Below are 14,448 nucleotides of genomic sequence, written 5' to 3'. Positions count from 1 at the left end.
ATATGAAAAAAAGATTATTCGCCCCTTTGGTTTTAACAAGTTTAGGCCTGGCACTCGCAGGGTGCGGCGGTGAAAGTGCAACAGTCAATGAAGACCCAAATAAAGGTATTCCAACCTATTCAAATGGTTGTGATGCAGATTCTACAGAAAAATGTTTAGGTTTTTATGTTGACTATCCTGTGGATGGTTTAAATTTTGATTGTAGTACAGATACCAGAAATCATTATGCGACTAAACTAGAAGGTGGTTTGGCACTTGGTGGCTGTTTAATTGGCGATAAAGCAAAATTTTATATAAAAGGTTCTCAATCAGAAAGAAAAATTGTTTTAGGTGATGTTGACTTAGCAAAAGTACGCCCTTTAAAAGTGCGTGGTCAACCTGCAGCAATTGGTTTGATTGATATTGCAACTGCTATGACAGGTAAAGAACCAACCAGTATGACCATGAGTGATGAGACATTTAAAGTAATGGTTGGATTGGTTCGCGTTTTCCAAGCGATTGGGTTGCAGCAGGATGCCAATCAGGTTGGCGATGTACAACCCCTTGAGTTAACAGATAATATTAAAAATAATTTAACAACAGTCAATGCAGATATTGGGGTGGCTGATTTTATCAATGGTAGCTATGTTGAAAAATTAAAACCGTGGGTCAATATTGAAGCGGTCGATGAAGCTTCTGCAGTCGCGACTGCGCAACGCTTGGTTCAACAATCATTGGTAAATATTTATTCAACAAACTTCCTTATTTTCAGTGGTGCAAATGTTGATATTCAGGGCTTTACAGGTAAAAGTGAATTAAGCACCAAGAATGAATCTATCGCCAATATGTATTTAGTCACTGACCGTCAAGGTTATACCTCAGGTTATGCAATGCAATGGGTTGGTGTACCTCAAAAAGTAGAAGGCAGTACAATTGCTGATTCACTGTTAAAGTTTTTATTGCTCAATCAGGTTGTTCCACAAAAACTCAATGTAAATGGTCAACAAGGTTGGATCAATCCACTCACCCGTAAAATTACCTCTCCACTTGTATTTAAAAAAGATCAAAGTTCAACGGATAAACTTGAAATTTTTCAGGGCGCTTTGCTGAATAATACCAATGTCGCTGGTACTGAATATATGTATAAGCGAACAACGGGTGCAACCACGGCACCTGCGGATCCAACGATATATGGGAAATGGCGTCAAACTATAAATGCTGATCAGCTTTCTGGTGGAATCGATATTTATAAAACCAATCCTGCCAATTATTTAGATCGAAAAGTTTTTCTCACTAAAAATACAGTAAAAGCTGGTGAAAAATACTATTTCCCACTGTATGCAAATATTACATTTGCTTTTGATAACAAAGAAGTTAATCCAAATACCCAAACACTCGGTATTGTGATTGATGAAAATGGAGATATCCGCACCAATTTAGGTAAAAATAGTGCGTTAAATTCAGATACATGTGCTGATGTAGATCCAAACACTTATGTTGATAAAGAAACAGGGGTACAACAATATCGTATTGGTACTACGGGTACAGCTTATATAAATGGTAATGTTGAAAAGTCGATTACACTTCGTATGATTTTGGCCAATCCTGTATTTGGTAGTCTTGATGGTGCATTAGCCGGTTTAAATGAAACATTAGTTGTTCGACCAACCAGTGGTACATCAGCAGAAGAAATAGCCAATGCTTCAGTTTCCTCTGGCGGTATTCGCTTAAACCTGCAACGATTAATCAATGAGCAAAATACAAACAATGGTGTCAATATTACCAGTTGGGATGGGGATAAGACGATTACTGCAACATGGGTAAATTTGCATGCATTTTATCAGTCAGTTTATAACAATATAGAGGCCAATAAGGATAAGACCACTCCTGAGCAAAAAGAGCTAGCAAAGCGTTTATCAGGGACTTTAACTGTAAGCTTACCGCAGTGTTATACCATTAAAACCAAGTAATTTATCTTAATTAAAAAAGCCTCAATTCAAGTGATTTGAATTGAGGCTTTTTTTGTGCTCATATTTTTAATGCTCAACCATTGGTCGAAGCAATATCTATTTGTGATTATCCTGTCTGATCTAATCGGGTGCCTAATGTTTCAAGATGCATTGGAAAGGTATTGGTTTTACGGTCTTCAAAATAATGTCTTAATGTGCGCTCTACACTTGGGAAAGCTAAATCGTTCCAAGGAATCTCATGTTCTTCAAATAAACGACTTTCTATGGTTTCTTCACCAGCACCAAATACACCATCTTTTATTTGTGTTTTAAACAAAACATAAACTTGCCCAATCCGTGGAATATTATACATGCAGTAAAGTTGTTCAATTTCAACCTCAGCCTCAGATTCTTCACGTGTTTCGCGTGCTGCACCTTGTTCCATGGTTTCAAAAAGTTCCATATAACCGGCAGGTAAGGTCCATAGTCCATAACGTGGTTCTATTGCACGACGACATAGTAAAACTTTATTTTCCCAGATCGCCAAAGCGCCACAAATCACTTTAGGGTTAACATAATGAATGGTGCCGCAGTGTGTACAAACTTTACGGATTTTTTGATCACCTAAAGGAATTTTTTCTATGGTTGGATGTCCACAAGCACTGCAAAAACTCATAAGCTTCATTAAAAATGTGAGATAACTCAGCATAACTGAAAAATTCTACTTTCGCATCATTTATAGCCTTATCGATAAAATTTCCTATATGATAGAACGAGAACAAAAAAGATAGAGTGAGATCAATGAAGGATGATGAGCTAACCCAAGTGTTGCAAAATCGATTACGTTTTGGCAAAAGAACCTACCCGGCCAATGCCGCAGTACTCATTGCAATTACTCAAGAAGCTGATCCTAAAATTTTACTGACCAGACGCTCTGCCTATTTATCAAATCATGCAGGAGAAGTTTCCTTTCCAGGTGGAAAACGCGATCCAAATGATACCAGTAATATCGTTGTGGCTTTGCGAGAAGCATGGGAAGAAACAGCACTCAATCCCTTTGATGTCAAGCTGATCGGTGATTTACCCATGGAACGGGCTAAAAGTGGAATGACGGTAAAACCTGTTGTTGGATTAATCCCGCCAGATATTCAATTGATTGCTCAGCCAAGTGAAATTGATCGTATATTCTATGCCCCGATTAAAAAAATGATGGAATCACAGCCTATTCCTTATGAGGTGCGTTTGGCACATCAATCGGTTTATTTTCCCAGTCTAAGAATTGAAAATGAAATCATTTGGGGTTTAACCGCCAGAATTCTAATTTCATTATTTAAATATGGTTTGGACTATCAAAAAAACTGGCCATTTTTATTGAATTCTCCATCATTTAAATCACAAATATTCAATAAAAAGTAATGCTGAAAAGCTATGATCAAAGCGAATGGTCTCAAAGTATCTCAAAGGAATGTAATGCCATGATGTATAAATTTAAAGGTTTTGTGCCAAAAGCGTTGCATGCACCTTTTGATGGTTGGATTGCGGATAATGCGACGGTGATTGGTCAGGTCGAACTGGGGCAACAAGTCAGTGTCTGGTTTGGTGCAGTCATTCGTGCTGACAATGCCAAAATTCATATTGGGAATTTTAGTAATGTTCAAGAAAATGCCGTTTTACATACAGATACAGGGATTGAATTAACCGTTGGTGATTATGTAACCATTGGGCATCAAGCCATGTTGCATGGTTGTGCGATAGGCGATAACAGTCTAATTGGTATTAATGCCGTGGTTTTAAATCATGCTGTAATTGGTAAAAATTGTATCATCGGTGCAAATAGTTTGATCCCGGAAGGTAAAGTTATTCCCGATAATTCCTTGGTGGTGGGTTCACCGGGTAAAGTCGTGCGAACTTTGGATGAGAATGCGGAGAATTTATTAAAAATGAGTGCCTTGCACTATGCTGCCCATTACAAGAATTTTATTGATTTAGAAGAATTTAAATTTGATTAAAGTCGTGGTTTTAAAATTATCACTTAAATGCCAAGCACAATGTCTTGGCATTTTTATGGATTATTTTGATCTAATGGATTTTATCTGGCAGGCTTTATCTCTAAGCCCTCGCGCTATTGAAATGAGTGGAGTATCATAGGCAGCATTTTTAACACAGTAAGGTTGTGCATGAAATTGCTGGCATTGGAAACTGCCAATGAGCAGTGTTCCGTTTCGATTGTTGATGAAACTCAAACACTCTATTTTCAACTTGATACGCGAGCAAAAGCACAAACTCAAACCATTTTGCCGATGATTGAGCAAGGTTTTGAGCAAAATCAAATTTCCAGTAAAGACTTGACTGCAATTGCATTTAGTCGTGGACCAGGCTCATTTAGTGGTGTACGTATCAATGCCGCAGTGACTCAAGCTTTAGCCTGGGCAAATGATATTCCTGTGATTCCAGTTTCAACCTTGCAAGCGCTGGCGCAAGCTGCTTATCATCAAGCCCAATTGACTGAAGTCACCGCTGTTTTAGATGCACGTATGCAAGAAGTTTATATGGCAAGTTTTAAGCTTGACCCAAATAACATTATGCAACTTGTAGACGAAGAAAAATTATTAGACTATCAACACGCTGCAGAATATCAAAAATATACCTTGATCGGTTCAGGTTCAGCTTTGGTGAATGTAGAGGCTGTCGCGTTTCAACAGATTACTGCTTCCGCTAACGATATCGCCACAATTGCGCGTCAAAATGCACTGCAAAAACAATGGTTCAGTGCAGAACAAGCTTTACCTGTATATTTACGTGATAATGCATGGAAGAAAATTCCAGAACAAGGTAAACCATAATCGTTTTCGCTTTAATTTTTAGGATTTCATCATGGATCTTTTACTGCTACTCAAAGCAGCCATTATGGGTATTGTTGAAGGTATTACCGAATTCTTACCTATCTCAAGTACAGGGCATTTAATTCTTGCATCCGAGCTCATGAATTTCTGGACCAAAGAAAAGAGTGACTTATTTGTCGTTGCTATTCAAATGGGCGCAATCGCTGCGGTGATTTATGAGTATTGGGGCAAGCTTTGGGGCGCAGCAATCGGTCTATTTTCAGGTGAGCCGAAAGGGCGTCATCTTGGGATCAGTATTATTGCAGCTTCAATTCCAATTATGCTAGTTGGCTTAACTTTTGGTGATATCGTAAAAGAGCTGTTGTTTAATGATATTTCTGTGGCGATTGGTTTAATCGTCGGTGGTTTAATCATTTGGTGGGTTGAAAAAAATCCACCAAAAGTCAATGCGGTGGAAGTGGAAAATATCTCGATTAAAGAAGCGATTTATATTGGTTTAATTCAGGTATTGGCGCTTATTCCAGGGACTTCACGTTCAGGTGCAACCATTATTGGCGGCATGATGCTGGGAGTATCGCGTAAGGCTGCAACAGAATTTTCGTTCTTCCTCGGTATACCTGTCATTGTTGGTGCGGGCTTATTAGATCTTTTTAAAAATTACCATATTTATGAAACAACACAAGATTGGACCGTATTCTTTGTGGGGCTAATTGTTTCTTTTGTTTCTGCTTTAATTTTGATCCGTGTTTTGGTGGCTTATGTTTCTAAGCGTGATTTCATGGTCTTTGCTTGGTATCGTATTGCTTCAGGTTTGTTGATTTTATTGTTTGCATTAACAGGTTGGAAATTATGGTAAGCGAAATTCGCTTATTTACTGAATCCACATTTTTTGAGAAAGCACAGTCCTACCAAACTGTGCTTTCTTTACGTGGTGTCGTGGTAAACATTGCAACGATTGAAAAACTCAATGCACGGTTTTTAAGATTGAACCCTGAACTTGCCTTGTGTGTTGATGAGCAAGGGTTAAGCCTGTGCGCCAATGGCATGAAAATGCAACCTGACTGGAAAGCTGAGATCCCACGTTTAAAACGTGCGAGTTTAAAATCTGAAATGATTGCACGGGCATGTAATATTTCAGAAAAACCAAACTTAATTGATGCAACTGCTGGTCTAGGGCATGACGCATTGTTGATGGCACACTTAGGGGCGAAAGTAACCCTGATTGAACGTCATCCAATTTTATTTACTTTACTGGAAGATTCAAAAAAACAGCTGGAAAACGACCCGTTTTTAGCCAGAGTTGTTGAGCGTATTGATTTGATTTTTTCTGATTCAGCTGAATATTTACAACAATTGATCATCACCCATCAAACTGTCGATGTTGTTTATTTAGATCCGATGTTTCCGCAACGGGATCAAAATCAGCAAGCCATAAAAAAGCAGGCACAAGTGAAAAAGCAAATGCAGCTATTACACATGCTTTTACCTGAAGATGGTGAAATGGATTTAGGCGATCATCTTTTAGTCTTATCACGTCAAATTGCTAAGCGAGTTGTGGTAAAACGTCCTAGACTGGCTGTATTTTTAAATGATCAGGCAACCGATCATCAATGGCAAGGTGATGCTTGTCGTTTTGATGCCTATTTTAACAGCAATCTTATTGAGTAATTTGGTAACTGTTTCAATAATAGTCGAATTATTGATATATAGTTAAATCAAACATTGATAATTTTTTAGCCAAGCCTAAACTAGATAGGCTGATTGAAGCCACTGCCTTAACAGAATCTTTATGATAGATCTTAAACCCTCGATTAACTTTTGGCATGATTTGAAAAGTAACCAACGTGCAGGGATTTGGTTATTCTTAGGTTCGCGAAAGTCTTTACAAATTGTTCGTCCATCGATTCTTCAATTGATTTTTTGGGGACTGTTGGGTGCAGGTGCCAATACACTGTTTAGCTGGTTAGTTGCTGGTGATGGTGGTGTTTTTAATCGGCAGGGTCTAGTCAGCTACGCATTGTGGCCTTTTATTGCCTTGATTGTGGGGATTTTCCTATCACAACGGACCAATAATCCGCGTTTGATGTTGGTTCCAGCACTGTTATGGCTGGTGCTTGATACGCACATCATGTTGTTTCAATGCTTGCTGCAATATTTAGGCAATCAAGATCTGCTGCCTTATTTCACTTATGATGTGATCCCACTGCTGTTTTTTGCTTTGTTTATTTGGCAAAGTCTTGCTGTGGTGTGGGTATTTTCAAGAGAATTACAATGGCCATGGTGGGAACGTGCCTTAATCATGTTTGCTACCGTTGCAACTCTGTTTACTTGGCAAGTTTCGATTAAGGAACAGCCGATTTGGAAAGTAGAAGATGGTCCTCCAACGATCAGTGAAAATGCTTTTTATGCACAAAGCCATTTACTCAATAAGGCATTGGAACAGGTTCAGTTTGGTGAGTTTGCTCAAACGCATTGGTACTTTTTAGGTGTTGCTGGTGCAAGTTATCAAGACGTGTTCAAATTTGAAATAGATCGAATTAAAGAACAATTTGATACCCGCTTTGGAACCTTTGGGCGTTCTGTTGAATTGGTCAATAACCCACAAAGTATTAAAGATACTCCTATTGCATCTAAAACCAGTATCGACCTTGCTTTACGCCGTATTGGCCAACAGATGAATCGCGAAAGTGATGTATTATTTCTTTATATGACTTCTCATGGCTTACCTAATCGTTTTGAACTAGAAAATGAACCGATTAATTTGGATGATGTCGATCCAAAATGGTTAAGAGAAACCCTCGATAAATCGGGTATTCGCTGGAAAGTGATTGTGATTTCAGCCTGTTATTCAGGTAGCTTTGTTTCAGCACTCCAATCACCAGATACTTTGATTATTACTGCTTCAGCAGCAGATCGTGCCTCATTTGGATGTTCAAATGAAGCCGATTATACTTATTTTGGTCGAGCTTTCTTTGATCAGGCAATGCGTGAGCAAGGTTCTCTCAAAGCCGCATTTAAAGAAGCGACTGAAACAGTTGCAAAATGGGAAAATGCACAAGGTTTTGATCCATCTGAGCCGCAATGGGTGATTGGGAAAAATATGGAAATGATGTTACCGCAGTTGGAACAACATTTATTTCCACAACAGGGTGTTATCACTTCTGCACAAACCCAAAATGTAAAATTGGATACGCAACAAAAGCCATGATAAATAACGGCGTTTTAAATGCGAAAGCAAAAGCGCTTTAATTTATATTGAGTTGAATCTATTGATGCTATAAGACGGTAGCCCTAAACAATTTAAAGATCAAAATGTGGAGCGATGCGCTGATGGAACTTTTAAGTAAAAATATCTGTTTTGATGGTGAACAAAGAATTTACCAAACTCAGTCAAATTATTTAAAAGGGGCAACGAAGTTTGCGACATATCTTCCGCCTCAAGCATTAAAAGGGCAGAAATGTCCTGCATTATTCTATTTAGCAGGACTGACCTGTACGGAAGAAACCTTTATCATCAAGGCGCATGCACAGCGCTTGGCATCTCAGCTTGGTTTAATCTTGATTACACCTGATACATCACCTCGTGGTGAACAGGTTGCACAAGGCGATTCATGGGATTTGGGGCAGGGTGCAGGATTCTATCTCAATGCAACTCAAGCACCTTGGGCTGAACATTTTCAGATGGAAAGTTATATTGTAGATGAACTTTATCCATTGCTAATAAAAAACTTACCGATTCAATCTGAAGCTGTGGGAATCTTTGGTCATAGTATGGGCGGGCATGGCGCATTAACGCTGGCTTGGAAATATCCAAATTATTTTAAATCAGTATCTGCATTTGCACCGATTTGTGCACCGACAGAATGTCCTTGGGGTGAAAAGGCTTTTTCTCATTATTTAGGCGCTGATCAGTCTGAGTGGACAAAGCATGATGCGACTCAATTACTGCTTTCTAAAGGTCAGTTATTTGACGAAGTGCTTATCGATCAAGGTATAAAAGATCAGTTTTATAGTCAATTGAATCCCGAGAAATACCAACAAGCTTGTCATAAAGTTGGGCAAAAACTCACCTTAAGATTTCATGAGGGGTATGATCACGGTTATTATTTCATTCAAAGTTTTATTGATGACCATTTACAATTTCACGCTTTGCAACTACAAAAATAATTGAATCGTCTAACAAAAACTGAATTTTGAGTAAAAGTAAATCGTTGTTTGCTTTTACTCTATTTCTTTCAGCGCAGAAAAAATATAAACTGCTTTTTGAGGTTTTTTATTTCATATCATTTTAGATTGTCATCAAATAATTTGAATAAAGAGAAGAATATGCAAGAACAAATACCGCCTCCCTTTCCGAGTCATTTGAGTTTGGAAAAAGGCGCTACACCACCAGAAATACAGCAGCCCGCAGACCAGCAATATCCAAGAATTCACCGTTTTAAATTTCACGGTGATGCGATGGAATATTTTGGTATATGGATTGTGAATATCTTATTGACCATCATTACCTTAAGTTTGTACGCGCCTTGGGCAAAAGTACGTCGTTTACGTTATTTTTATGGTAATACTGAATTCTTTAAAAGACGTTTTGACTTTACTGGTATCCCCACCAAGATTTTAGTTGGACGTTTGATTGCATTGGGTATTTATGCTGCCTTTTCAATTTCCTCGCAGTATTCCATGATTGCGACGGTGGTTGGTTTAGTGGTGCTGTATGCAGCAGTACCGTGGCTGATTCGGGCAACAATGCGCTTTACCGCAAGAAACAGTAAATTCGGCAACAGTCGGTTTTATTTTGCGGGAACCACAAAAGAATCCTACAAAGTCTTTTTTCTGAGTATCTTAATTTATATTTTTAGTTTAGGGATATTTGCTCCTGTTGCGATCTGGTTGTATAAGAAGTACTACATCGATCATTTATATGCAGGGCAGTTGGATTTTAAATTGAATGCTGATTGGTCAGCCTATATGGCGGCAGTTTACATTCCAATTTTTATGTCTTTTGGAATCATGCTGGCATTTGGCATTATCTATTTCGGTATTATCGGTTTTATTGCAGGGTATACGCCAAACTTTTTTATCTTTGGTGTCTTTGCAATGTACGCTGTGGCAGGGTTGTTTATTTATCCATTGATCGCAGCACGTATTTTTATTACCACATGGAACAATACAACGGTTGGAAGCAGCCAATTTAAAACAGATTGTAATCAATGGCGTTATGCATGGATTGTGGCATCAAATTGGCTGGTTAAAATTCTAAGCATTGGTTTAATGTCTGCATGGGCGGCAATTCGTATTCACAAATATCAAGTTGATTCGATGAGTTTAATTTTGCATGATGATCCAGATCAAATGATGAATCTTGCACAGCAAGAGCAAAGTGCTTTAGCTGAAGAAATTAGTGACATCTTCGACATTGATGTTTCTTTATAATGATATGAGTTGAATAATTTATGTCACGACCAATAGAAGTCATTTTCTATGATGGTGTGGTGTCTAAACCACACCATGCCCAACTTTCCGCTCAATCTGAGTCCGAGGTGCTGATTCAGTATGGTGAACGTTTAGAACATCAACGCCGTTATGCATATCGCGATATGGAATTAATTGGCGCACTGGGGCAATTAAATCCTGCGATTGAGCTTAAAGATGATGCTAGGATTGAGTTTCAGGGGGCTTTACCAGAATGGTTTAATTTTGGGACTAAAAATGTTCAGCATTCGATCTGGAAATTAGAACGTTCTCCAAGTTTAATTGTATTCAGTATCATCTTTGTGGTGGCTTTTGTTTTTGCTTTAGTGAAATGGGGTGTTCCAGCAGCATCACATTATGTTGCTTTTCAGCTGCCTGAAAATAGTTTGAATAAATTAGGCGATGAAGCAGAAAAATATGTGTTGAACAATTGGACTAATCCTAGTCATTTGGCACAAGGTCAAAAAGATCAAATTTCCAAGCAATATCTAAGTACTATCGCTGAAGGCAGACCAGCAAAATTGGTCTTCCGTGAAGGTGGGCGATTGGGCGCTAATGCAGTGGCTTTACCTAACAATACGATTATTATCACCGATGAACTGATTGAAATGGCGCATAGTGATCAAGAGATTTTAGGTGTATTGGCACATGAGCAAGGGCATTTGGTGGAACGGCATAGCTTACAACAAGGCTTGACCAGTTTGGGGTTGAGTGTGTTGTATATTGCCATGACGGGAGACAGCTCAGACCTATTGACCTCGTTACCTGCCGCGATGATTGGTGCGAATTATTCACGCAAATTTGAAGCTGAGGCTGATATGTATGCGCTGAAATTGATGGATCGTAAAGGCATTGAAGTGTCTCATTTTGCGAATTTCTTACAACGCTTAAGTGATGAAACTGCACTGGAAGAAAAACCAAAGCAAGCGGGCAAAACAGCTGAAGCTGATAAAAAAACTGACCCAAATAAAAAACAACCTCGAAATGAGTCTAGTGAAAAAGAGAGCTCTTTAGAGATTTTTGATGCCTTGTCTTCACATCCTGCAACTGAAGAACGCATTAAAATGGTTCGTGATTTTGAGAAAAAACAACAGGCTAAACCTTAAATAGTATAGATAAGCGATGTTTATCTATAGATTGTGCAAGGTGGCGGTGACTGGATCTAGGGCTTAATGAAGCCCTTTATTTTTGTATTGTTCTCAAAAGATCAGATTATTCGTTAAAACCCATATCATCAAGTAATAGACAGTCGTTGATTCAACCAGATGATTGCTATGACCTGATAAATGAGCAAGATAAGTAAAACTGTTGCTTTTTAAAACAACCCAATAGGGTAAGTTTGTTATAATGGGAAAAATTTTTATCTTTGCCAGGTTGTTTCATGTCCAAGCCATATCTGATTGCACCTTCAATTTTATCTGCTGATTTTGCCCGTCTGGGTGAAGATGTGGAAAATGTATTGGCAGCTGGTGCAGATGTTGTCCATTTTGATGTTATGGATAACCACTATGTGCCAAACCTAACTTTTGGTGCGGGTATATGTAAGGCATTAAAGAAATATGGGATCAAAGCCCCGATTGATGTGCATCTTATGGTTTCACCTGTTGATCGTATGATTGGTGATTTCTTAGAAGCAGGCGCAGATATTATTACTTTTCATCCTGAAGCAACGCATCATATCGACCGTTCATTGCAATTGATTAAAGATGGTGGTGCTAAAGCAGGTTTGGTGTTTAATCCAGCAACACCTTTGCATTATCTCGACTATGTTTTAGATAAAGTAGATCAAGTGCTTTTAATGAGTGTAAACCCTGGCTTTGGCGGTCAAAAATTTATTCCTACCACTTTGGATAAATTACGTGAGGCACGTAGAATTATTGATGCTTCAGGTCGTGACATTCGTTTAGAAATTGATGGCGGTGTTGGCCCAGCAAATATCCGTGAAATTGCTGAAGCAGGAGCTGATATGTTTGTTGCTGGTTCGGCGATTTTTAGTAAACCTGATTATCAAGCTGTGATTAACGAAATGCGCGCTGAGTTAGCAAAAGTGGGACAAGTTTCGGCTTAAACTTTTCCACAAATGTATTGTGTGAATTGTGGATAACTTTGATGATAACTATATGGATAACCATGTTGATAAGCATATGGATAAGCTGGGTATAGATTAATCAAAGCGTGATCAATCGTTTATGATACATGCAATTTCTGTTTAAAAAGAGCCCAAATGGGCTCTTTTGTTATAAAAATCATCCGCTATTCATCGATTTAATTATTCATTTTTTATTCAAAGTGCAGTTGATGCAAAATTATTCAGTGATATTGGCAATCTTTCCGCACGATATTTGCCAAACTCGTCATTATTGGCTATGCTCTTAGCTCCATCATAGATTAAAACATAGGTTTTAGTTTTGTTTAGACAACTGCACAAACAGCTTTGGTTTGTTTGTCTTATGGTTTTTGCCATAGGCTGGAGCAGTGTGTCTATTGCATCTGTAAATGTGATGCAACATGAGCAAATGATGAATTCATCACTTTTAGATGAACATCAATCAATGATGAAAAACAGTGTTGTACAAGAAATGAAACAGCATTGTGCCGATATACAACAAAAACAAAATGATCAAAACTCGCATCTCAATCATGAGCAACAGCTGCAAAATCTAAAAGATTTCCATAATCAACAGGTTCAATCTCAAGATACGCAGCAGAGCAAATGCCCAGATTGTGCTGCATTCTCATGCCAATCTTCAGTGGTTTGGTTTAATCCTGATATTCCCAAATTGATTGCACCCGATCATCTGCACAATACTCAAGCCTATCAAATCAATTACCAAGCTCAGCACCTCGCAGGGCATTGGCAAGAAATCTTACGTCCTCCAAAAGCTTAATCTGATTTTAGACACTTTTTTATTCAAAGTTGCTTGTTAAAATTTAGGTTAAGTTATGTTTATTCAGTTATCTCAAAAGCGATTAGCTCAAAGCTTGGTTGCGACATTGTGCTTGGTTTCCTCAACTTGGGGAATTGCCGCAATCAAAGAATATCAACTCAGCATTGATGAAGGAATCGTCAATGTAACAGGTAAACCGGTAAAACGAATTACTGTAAATGGCCAGTTTCCCGCACCACTTTTAGAATTTGAAGAAGGTGATGAAGCGGTGATTCGAGTTAAAAATAATTTAAAGAATCAGGATTCATCGATCCATTGGCATGGCCTATTATTGCCCGGCATTATGGATGGTGTACCTGGCTTTAATGGTTATAACGGGATCAAACCCAACGAAGAATTTGTCTATAAGTTTAAAGTTCGTCAGAGTGGAACCTATTGGTATCATGCCCATTCGAAAGGCCAAGAACAGGATGGTTTATATGGTTCTTTAGTGATTTATCCAAAGAATAAAAAACCGCTGGCAGCGCATGAACGCACAGATCGTGATTATGTGGTGATGTTGTCGGATTTTCATGAGCAAACCAGTGACCAGATCCAAAAAAATCTAAAGGTTTCCGCAGAATATTATCAAAATCGACGTGAAACCTTAGGGGATGTTTGGAAACAGTTACAACGTGATGGTCTAAAAGCAACGTGGTCTGATCGCAAAATGTGGAATCAGATGCGTATGTTAAAAACAGATATGTCTGATGTGACAGGTTATACCTTTCTTGTAAACGGAAAAACCCCTGAACAAAATTGGACGGGTCTGTTTAAGCCAAATGAAAAAGTTCGACTGCGCTTTGTGAATGCATCAGCAATGTCGTTCTTTGATGTACGTATCCCTCAGCTAAAAATGACACTGGTCAGTGCAGATGGGCAGCCTGTAAAGCCAGTGAATGTAGATGAGTTTCGTATTGGTACTGCTGAAACCTATGATGTGATTGTTGAACCTAAAACCAATCATTATCAGATTGAGGCTGAGTCTATTGACCGTTCAGGATTTGCAATTGGAACACTCCACAATGAATTAACAGCAAAAAGTGCTGCTATTCATATGCCTGCTGCTCGTCCACGTGCTGTGCTAACTATGGAAGATATGGGAGGTCATGGTGGCGGAGGGATGGATCACTCCAAGATGAGTATGGGTGATATGTCAGGCATGGATCATTCAAAAATGAATGTGAAAGATATGCAAGGCATGGACCATTCCAAAATGAATGCGAATGATATGCAAGGTATAGATCATTCAAAAATGAATGCCAACGAAATGCAAGG

14 protein-coding genes are annotated in these 14,448 nt (G+C 38.5%); 13 read left to right on the top strand and 1 reads right to left on the bottom strand.

All coding sequences use genetic code 11. The features are described from left to right. Nucleotides 1-2 precede the first annotated feature (2 nt). Nucleotides 3-1,949, top strand: a complete 1,947-nt coding sequence (gene filF / locus F981_RS17255) for a putative pilus system protein FilF (protein ID WP_004723705.1) — start codon at nucleotides 3-5, stop codon at nucleotides 1,947-1,949. A 106-nt stretch (nucleotides 1,950-2,055) separates the two neighbouring features. Here the strand turns inward: filF and F981_RS17250 are convergent, their stop codons facing one another. Continuing rightward, on the bottom strand, nucleotides 2,056-2,604 hold the full coding sequence (locus F981_RS17250) for an NUDIX hydrolase (RefSeq protein ID WP_034613876.1): 549 nt from the start codon (nucleotides 2,602-2,604) through the stop codon (nucleotides 2,056-2,058). A 125-nt stretch (nucleotides 2,605-2,729) separates the two neighbouring features. Between F981_RS17250 and F981_RS17245 the strand changes: the two genes are divergently transcribed. From F981_RS17245 to F981_RS23410, 12 genes are all read left to right on the top strand, one after another. Continuing rightward, nucleotides 2,730-3,344: a CoA pyrophosphatase gene (locus F981_RS17245; protein ID WP_004723702.1), complete on the top strand. Its 615-nt coding sequence runs from the start codon at nucleotides 2,730-2,732 to the stop codon at nucleotides 3,342-3,344. Nucleotides 3,345-3,403: 59 nt separating this feature from the next. Next, nucleotides 3,404-3,937, top strand: a complete 534-nt coding sequence (locus F981_RS17240; RefSeq protein WP_016539404.1) for a gamma carbonic anhydrase family protein — start codon at nucleotides 3,404-3,406, stop codon at nucleotides 3,935-3,937. Nucleotides 3,938-4,105: 168 nt separating this feature from the next. Further along, nucleotides 4,106-4,771 (top strand): tRNA (adenosine(37)-N6)-threonylcarbamoyltransferase complex dimerization subunit type 1 TsaB, encoded by a 666-nt coding sequence (gene tsaB, locus F981_RS17235; RefSeq protein ID WP_004723700.1) that lies wholly within the window; start codon nucleotides 4,106-4,108, stop codon nucleotides 4,769-4,771. Between the two features lie 31 nt (nucleotides 4,772-4,802). Next, nucleotides 4,803-5,627: an undecaprenyl-diphosphate phosphatase gene (locus tag F981_RS17230; protein WP_004723699.1), complete on the top strand. Its 825-nt coding sequence runs from the start codon at nucleotides 4,803-4,805 to the stop codon at nucleotides 5,625-5,627. Then, nucleotides 5,621-6,439, top strand: a complete 819-nt coding sequence (locus F981_RS17225; protein WP_004723697.1) for a class I SAM-dependent methyltransferase — start codon at nucleotides 5,621-5,623, stop codon at nucleotides 6,437-6,439. The genes F981_RS17230 and F981_RS17225 overlap by 7 nt, the downstream gene beginning before the upstream one ends. Nucleotides 6,440-6,560: 121 nt before the next feature. Next, a complete protein-coding gene (locus F981_RS17220; protein WP_004723696.1) occupies nucleotides 6,561-7,979 on the top strand; it encodes a C13 family peptidase in 1,419 nt (472 codons plus the stop codon). Nucleotides 7,980-8,101: 122 nt separating this feature from the next. Further along, nucleotides 8,102-8,938 carry an S-formylglutathione hydrolase gene (gene fghA, locus F981_RS17215; RefSeq protein WP_004723693.1) on the top strand — a complete coding sequence of 279 codons (837 nt, stop codon included), beginning with the start codon at nucleotides 8,102-8,104 and terminating at the stop codon, nucleotides 8,936-8,938. Between the two features lie 159 nt (nucleotides 8,939-9,097). Next, nucleotides 9,098-10,204, top strand: a complete 1,107-nt coding sequence (locus F981_RS17210) for a YjgN family protein (RefSeq protein WP_004723692.1) — start codon at nucleotides 9,098-9,100, stop codon at nucleotides 10,202-10,204. Between the two features lie 20 nt (nucleotides 10,205-10,224). Next, nucleotides 10,225-11,349 (top strand): M48 family metallopeptidase, encoded by a 1,125-nt coding sequence (locus tag F981_RS17205; RefSeq protein WP_004723689.1) that lies wholly within the window; start codon nucleotides 10,225-10,227, stop codon nucleotides 11,347-11,349. A 275-nt stretch (nucleotides 11,350-11,624) separates the two neighbouring features. Beyond that, nucleotides 11,625-12,311, top strand: a complete 687-nt coding sequence (gene rpe, locus F981_RS17200) for a ribulose-phosphate 3-epimerase (RefSeq protein WP_004723688.1) — start codon at nucleotides 11,625-11,627, stop codon at nucleotides 12,309-12,311. A 409-nt stretch (nucleotides 12,312-12,720) separates the two neighbouring features. Then, on the top strand, nucleotides 12,721-13,131 hold the full coding sequence (locus F981_RS17195) for a hypothetical protein (protein ID WP_228129042.1): 411 nt from the start codon (nucleotides 12,721-12,723) through the stop codon (nucleotides 13,129-13,131). Nucleotides 13,132-13,186: 55 nt separating this feature from the next. Next, nucleotides 13,187-14,448, top strand: a 1,262-nt coding sequence (locus tag F981_RS23410) for a multicopper oxidase domain-containing protein (protein WP_004723684.1), incomplete at its 3' end; no start/stop codon positions are given.

This window comes from Acinetobacter guillouiae CIP 63.46 (assembly GCF_000368145.1).
Lineage (GTDB): Bacteria > Pseudomonadota > Gammaproteobacteria > Pseudomonadales > Moraxellaceae > Acinetobacter > Acinetobacter guillouiae.
Note: the sequence above shows the minus strand (reverse complement) of the source record. Positions and strands in the feature narration are given on the sequence as shown.

Bases quoted from the DNA above. Each gene is read 5' to 3' on its own strand.
- filF (WP_004723705.1), top strand. From the start codon at position 3: ATGAAAAAAAGATTATTCGCCCCTTTGGTTTTAACAAGTTTAGGCCTG.
- F981_RS17250 (WP_034613876.1), bottom strand. From the start codon at position 2,604: ATGAGTTTTTGCAGTGCTTGTGGACATCCAACCATAGAAAAAATTCCT.
- F981_RS17245 (WP_004723702.1), top strand. From the start codon at position 2,730: ATGAAGGATGATGAGCTAACCCAAGTGTTGCAAAATCGATTACGTTTT.
- F981_RS17240 (WP_016539404.1), top strand. From the start codon at position 3,404: ATGATGTATAAATTTAAAGGTTTTGTGCCAAAAGCGTTGCATGCACCT.
- tsaB (WP_004723700.1), top strand. From the start codon at position 4,106: ATGAAATTGCTGGCATTGGAAACTGCCAATGAGCAGTGTTCCGTTTCG.
- F981_RS17230 (WP_004723699.1), top strand. From the start codon at position 4,803: ATGGATCTTTTACTGCTACTCAAAGCAGCCATTATGGGTATTGTTGAA.
- F981_RS17225 (WP_004723697.1), top strand. From the start codon at position 5,621: ATGGTAAGCGAAATTCGCTTATTTACTGAATCCACATTTTTTGAGAAA.
- F981_RS17220 (WP_004723696.1), top strand. From the start codon at position 6,561: ATGATAGATCTTAAACCCTCGATTAACTTTTGGCATGATTTGAAAAGT.
- fghA (WP_004723693.1), top strand. From the start codon at position 8,102: ATGGAACTTTTAAGTAAAAATATCTGTTTTGATGGTGAACAAAGAATT.
- F981_RS17210 (WP_004723692.1), top strand. From the start codon at position 9,098: ATGCAAGAACAAATACCGCCTCCCTTTCCGAGTCATTTGAGTTTGGAA.
- F981_RS17205 (WP_004723689.1), top strand. From the start codon at position 10,225: ATGTCACGACCAATAGAAGTCATTTTCTATGATGGTGTGGTGTCTAAA.
- rpe (WP_004723688.1), top strand. From the start codon at position 11,625: ATGTCCAAGCCATATCTGATTGCACCTTCAATTTTATCTGCTGATTTT.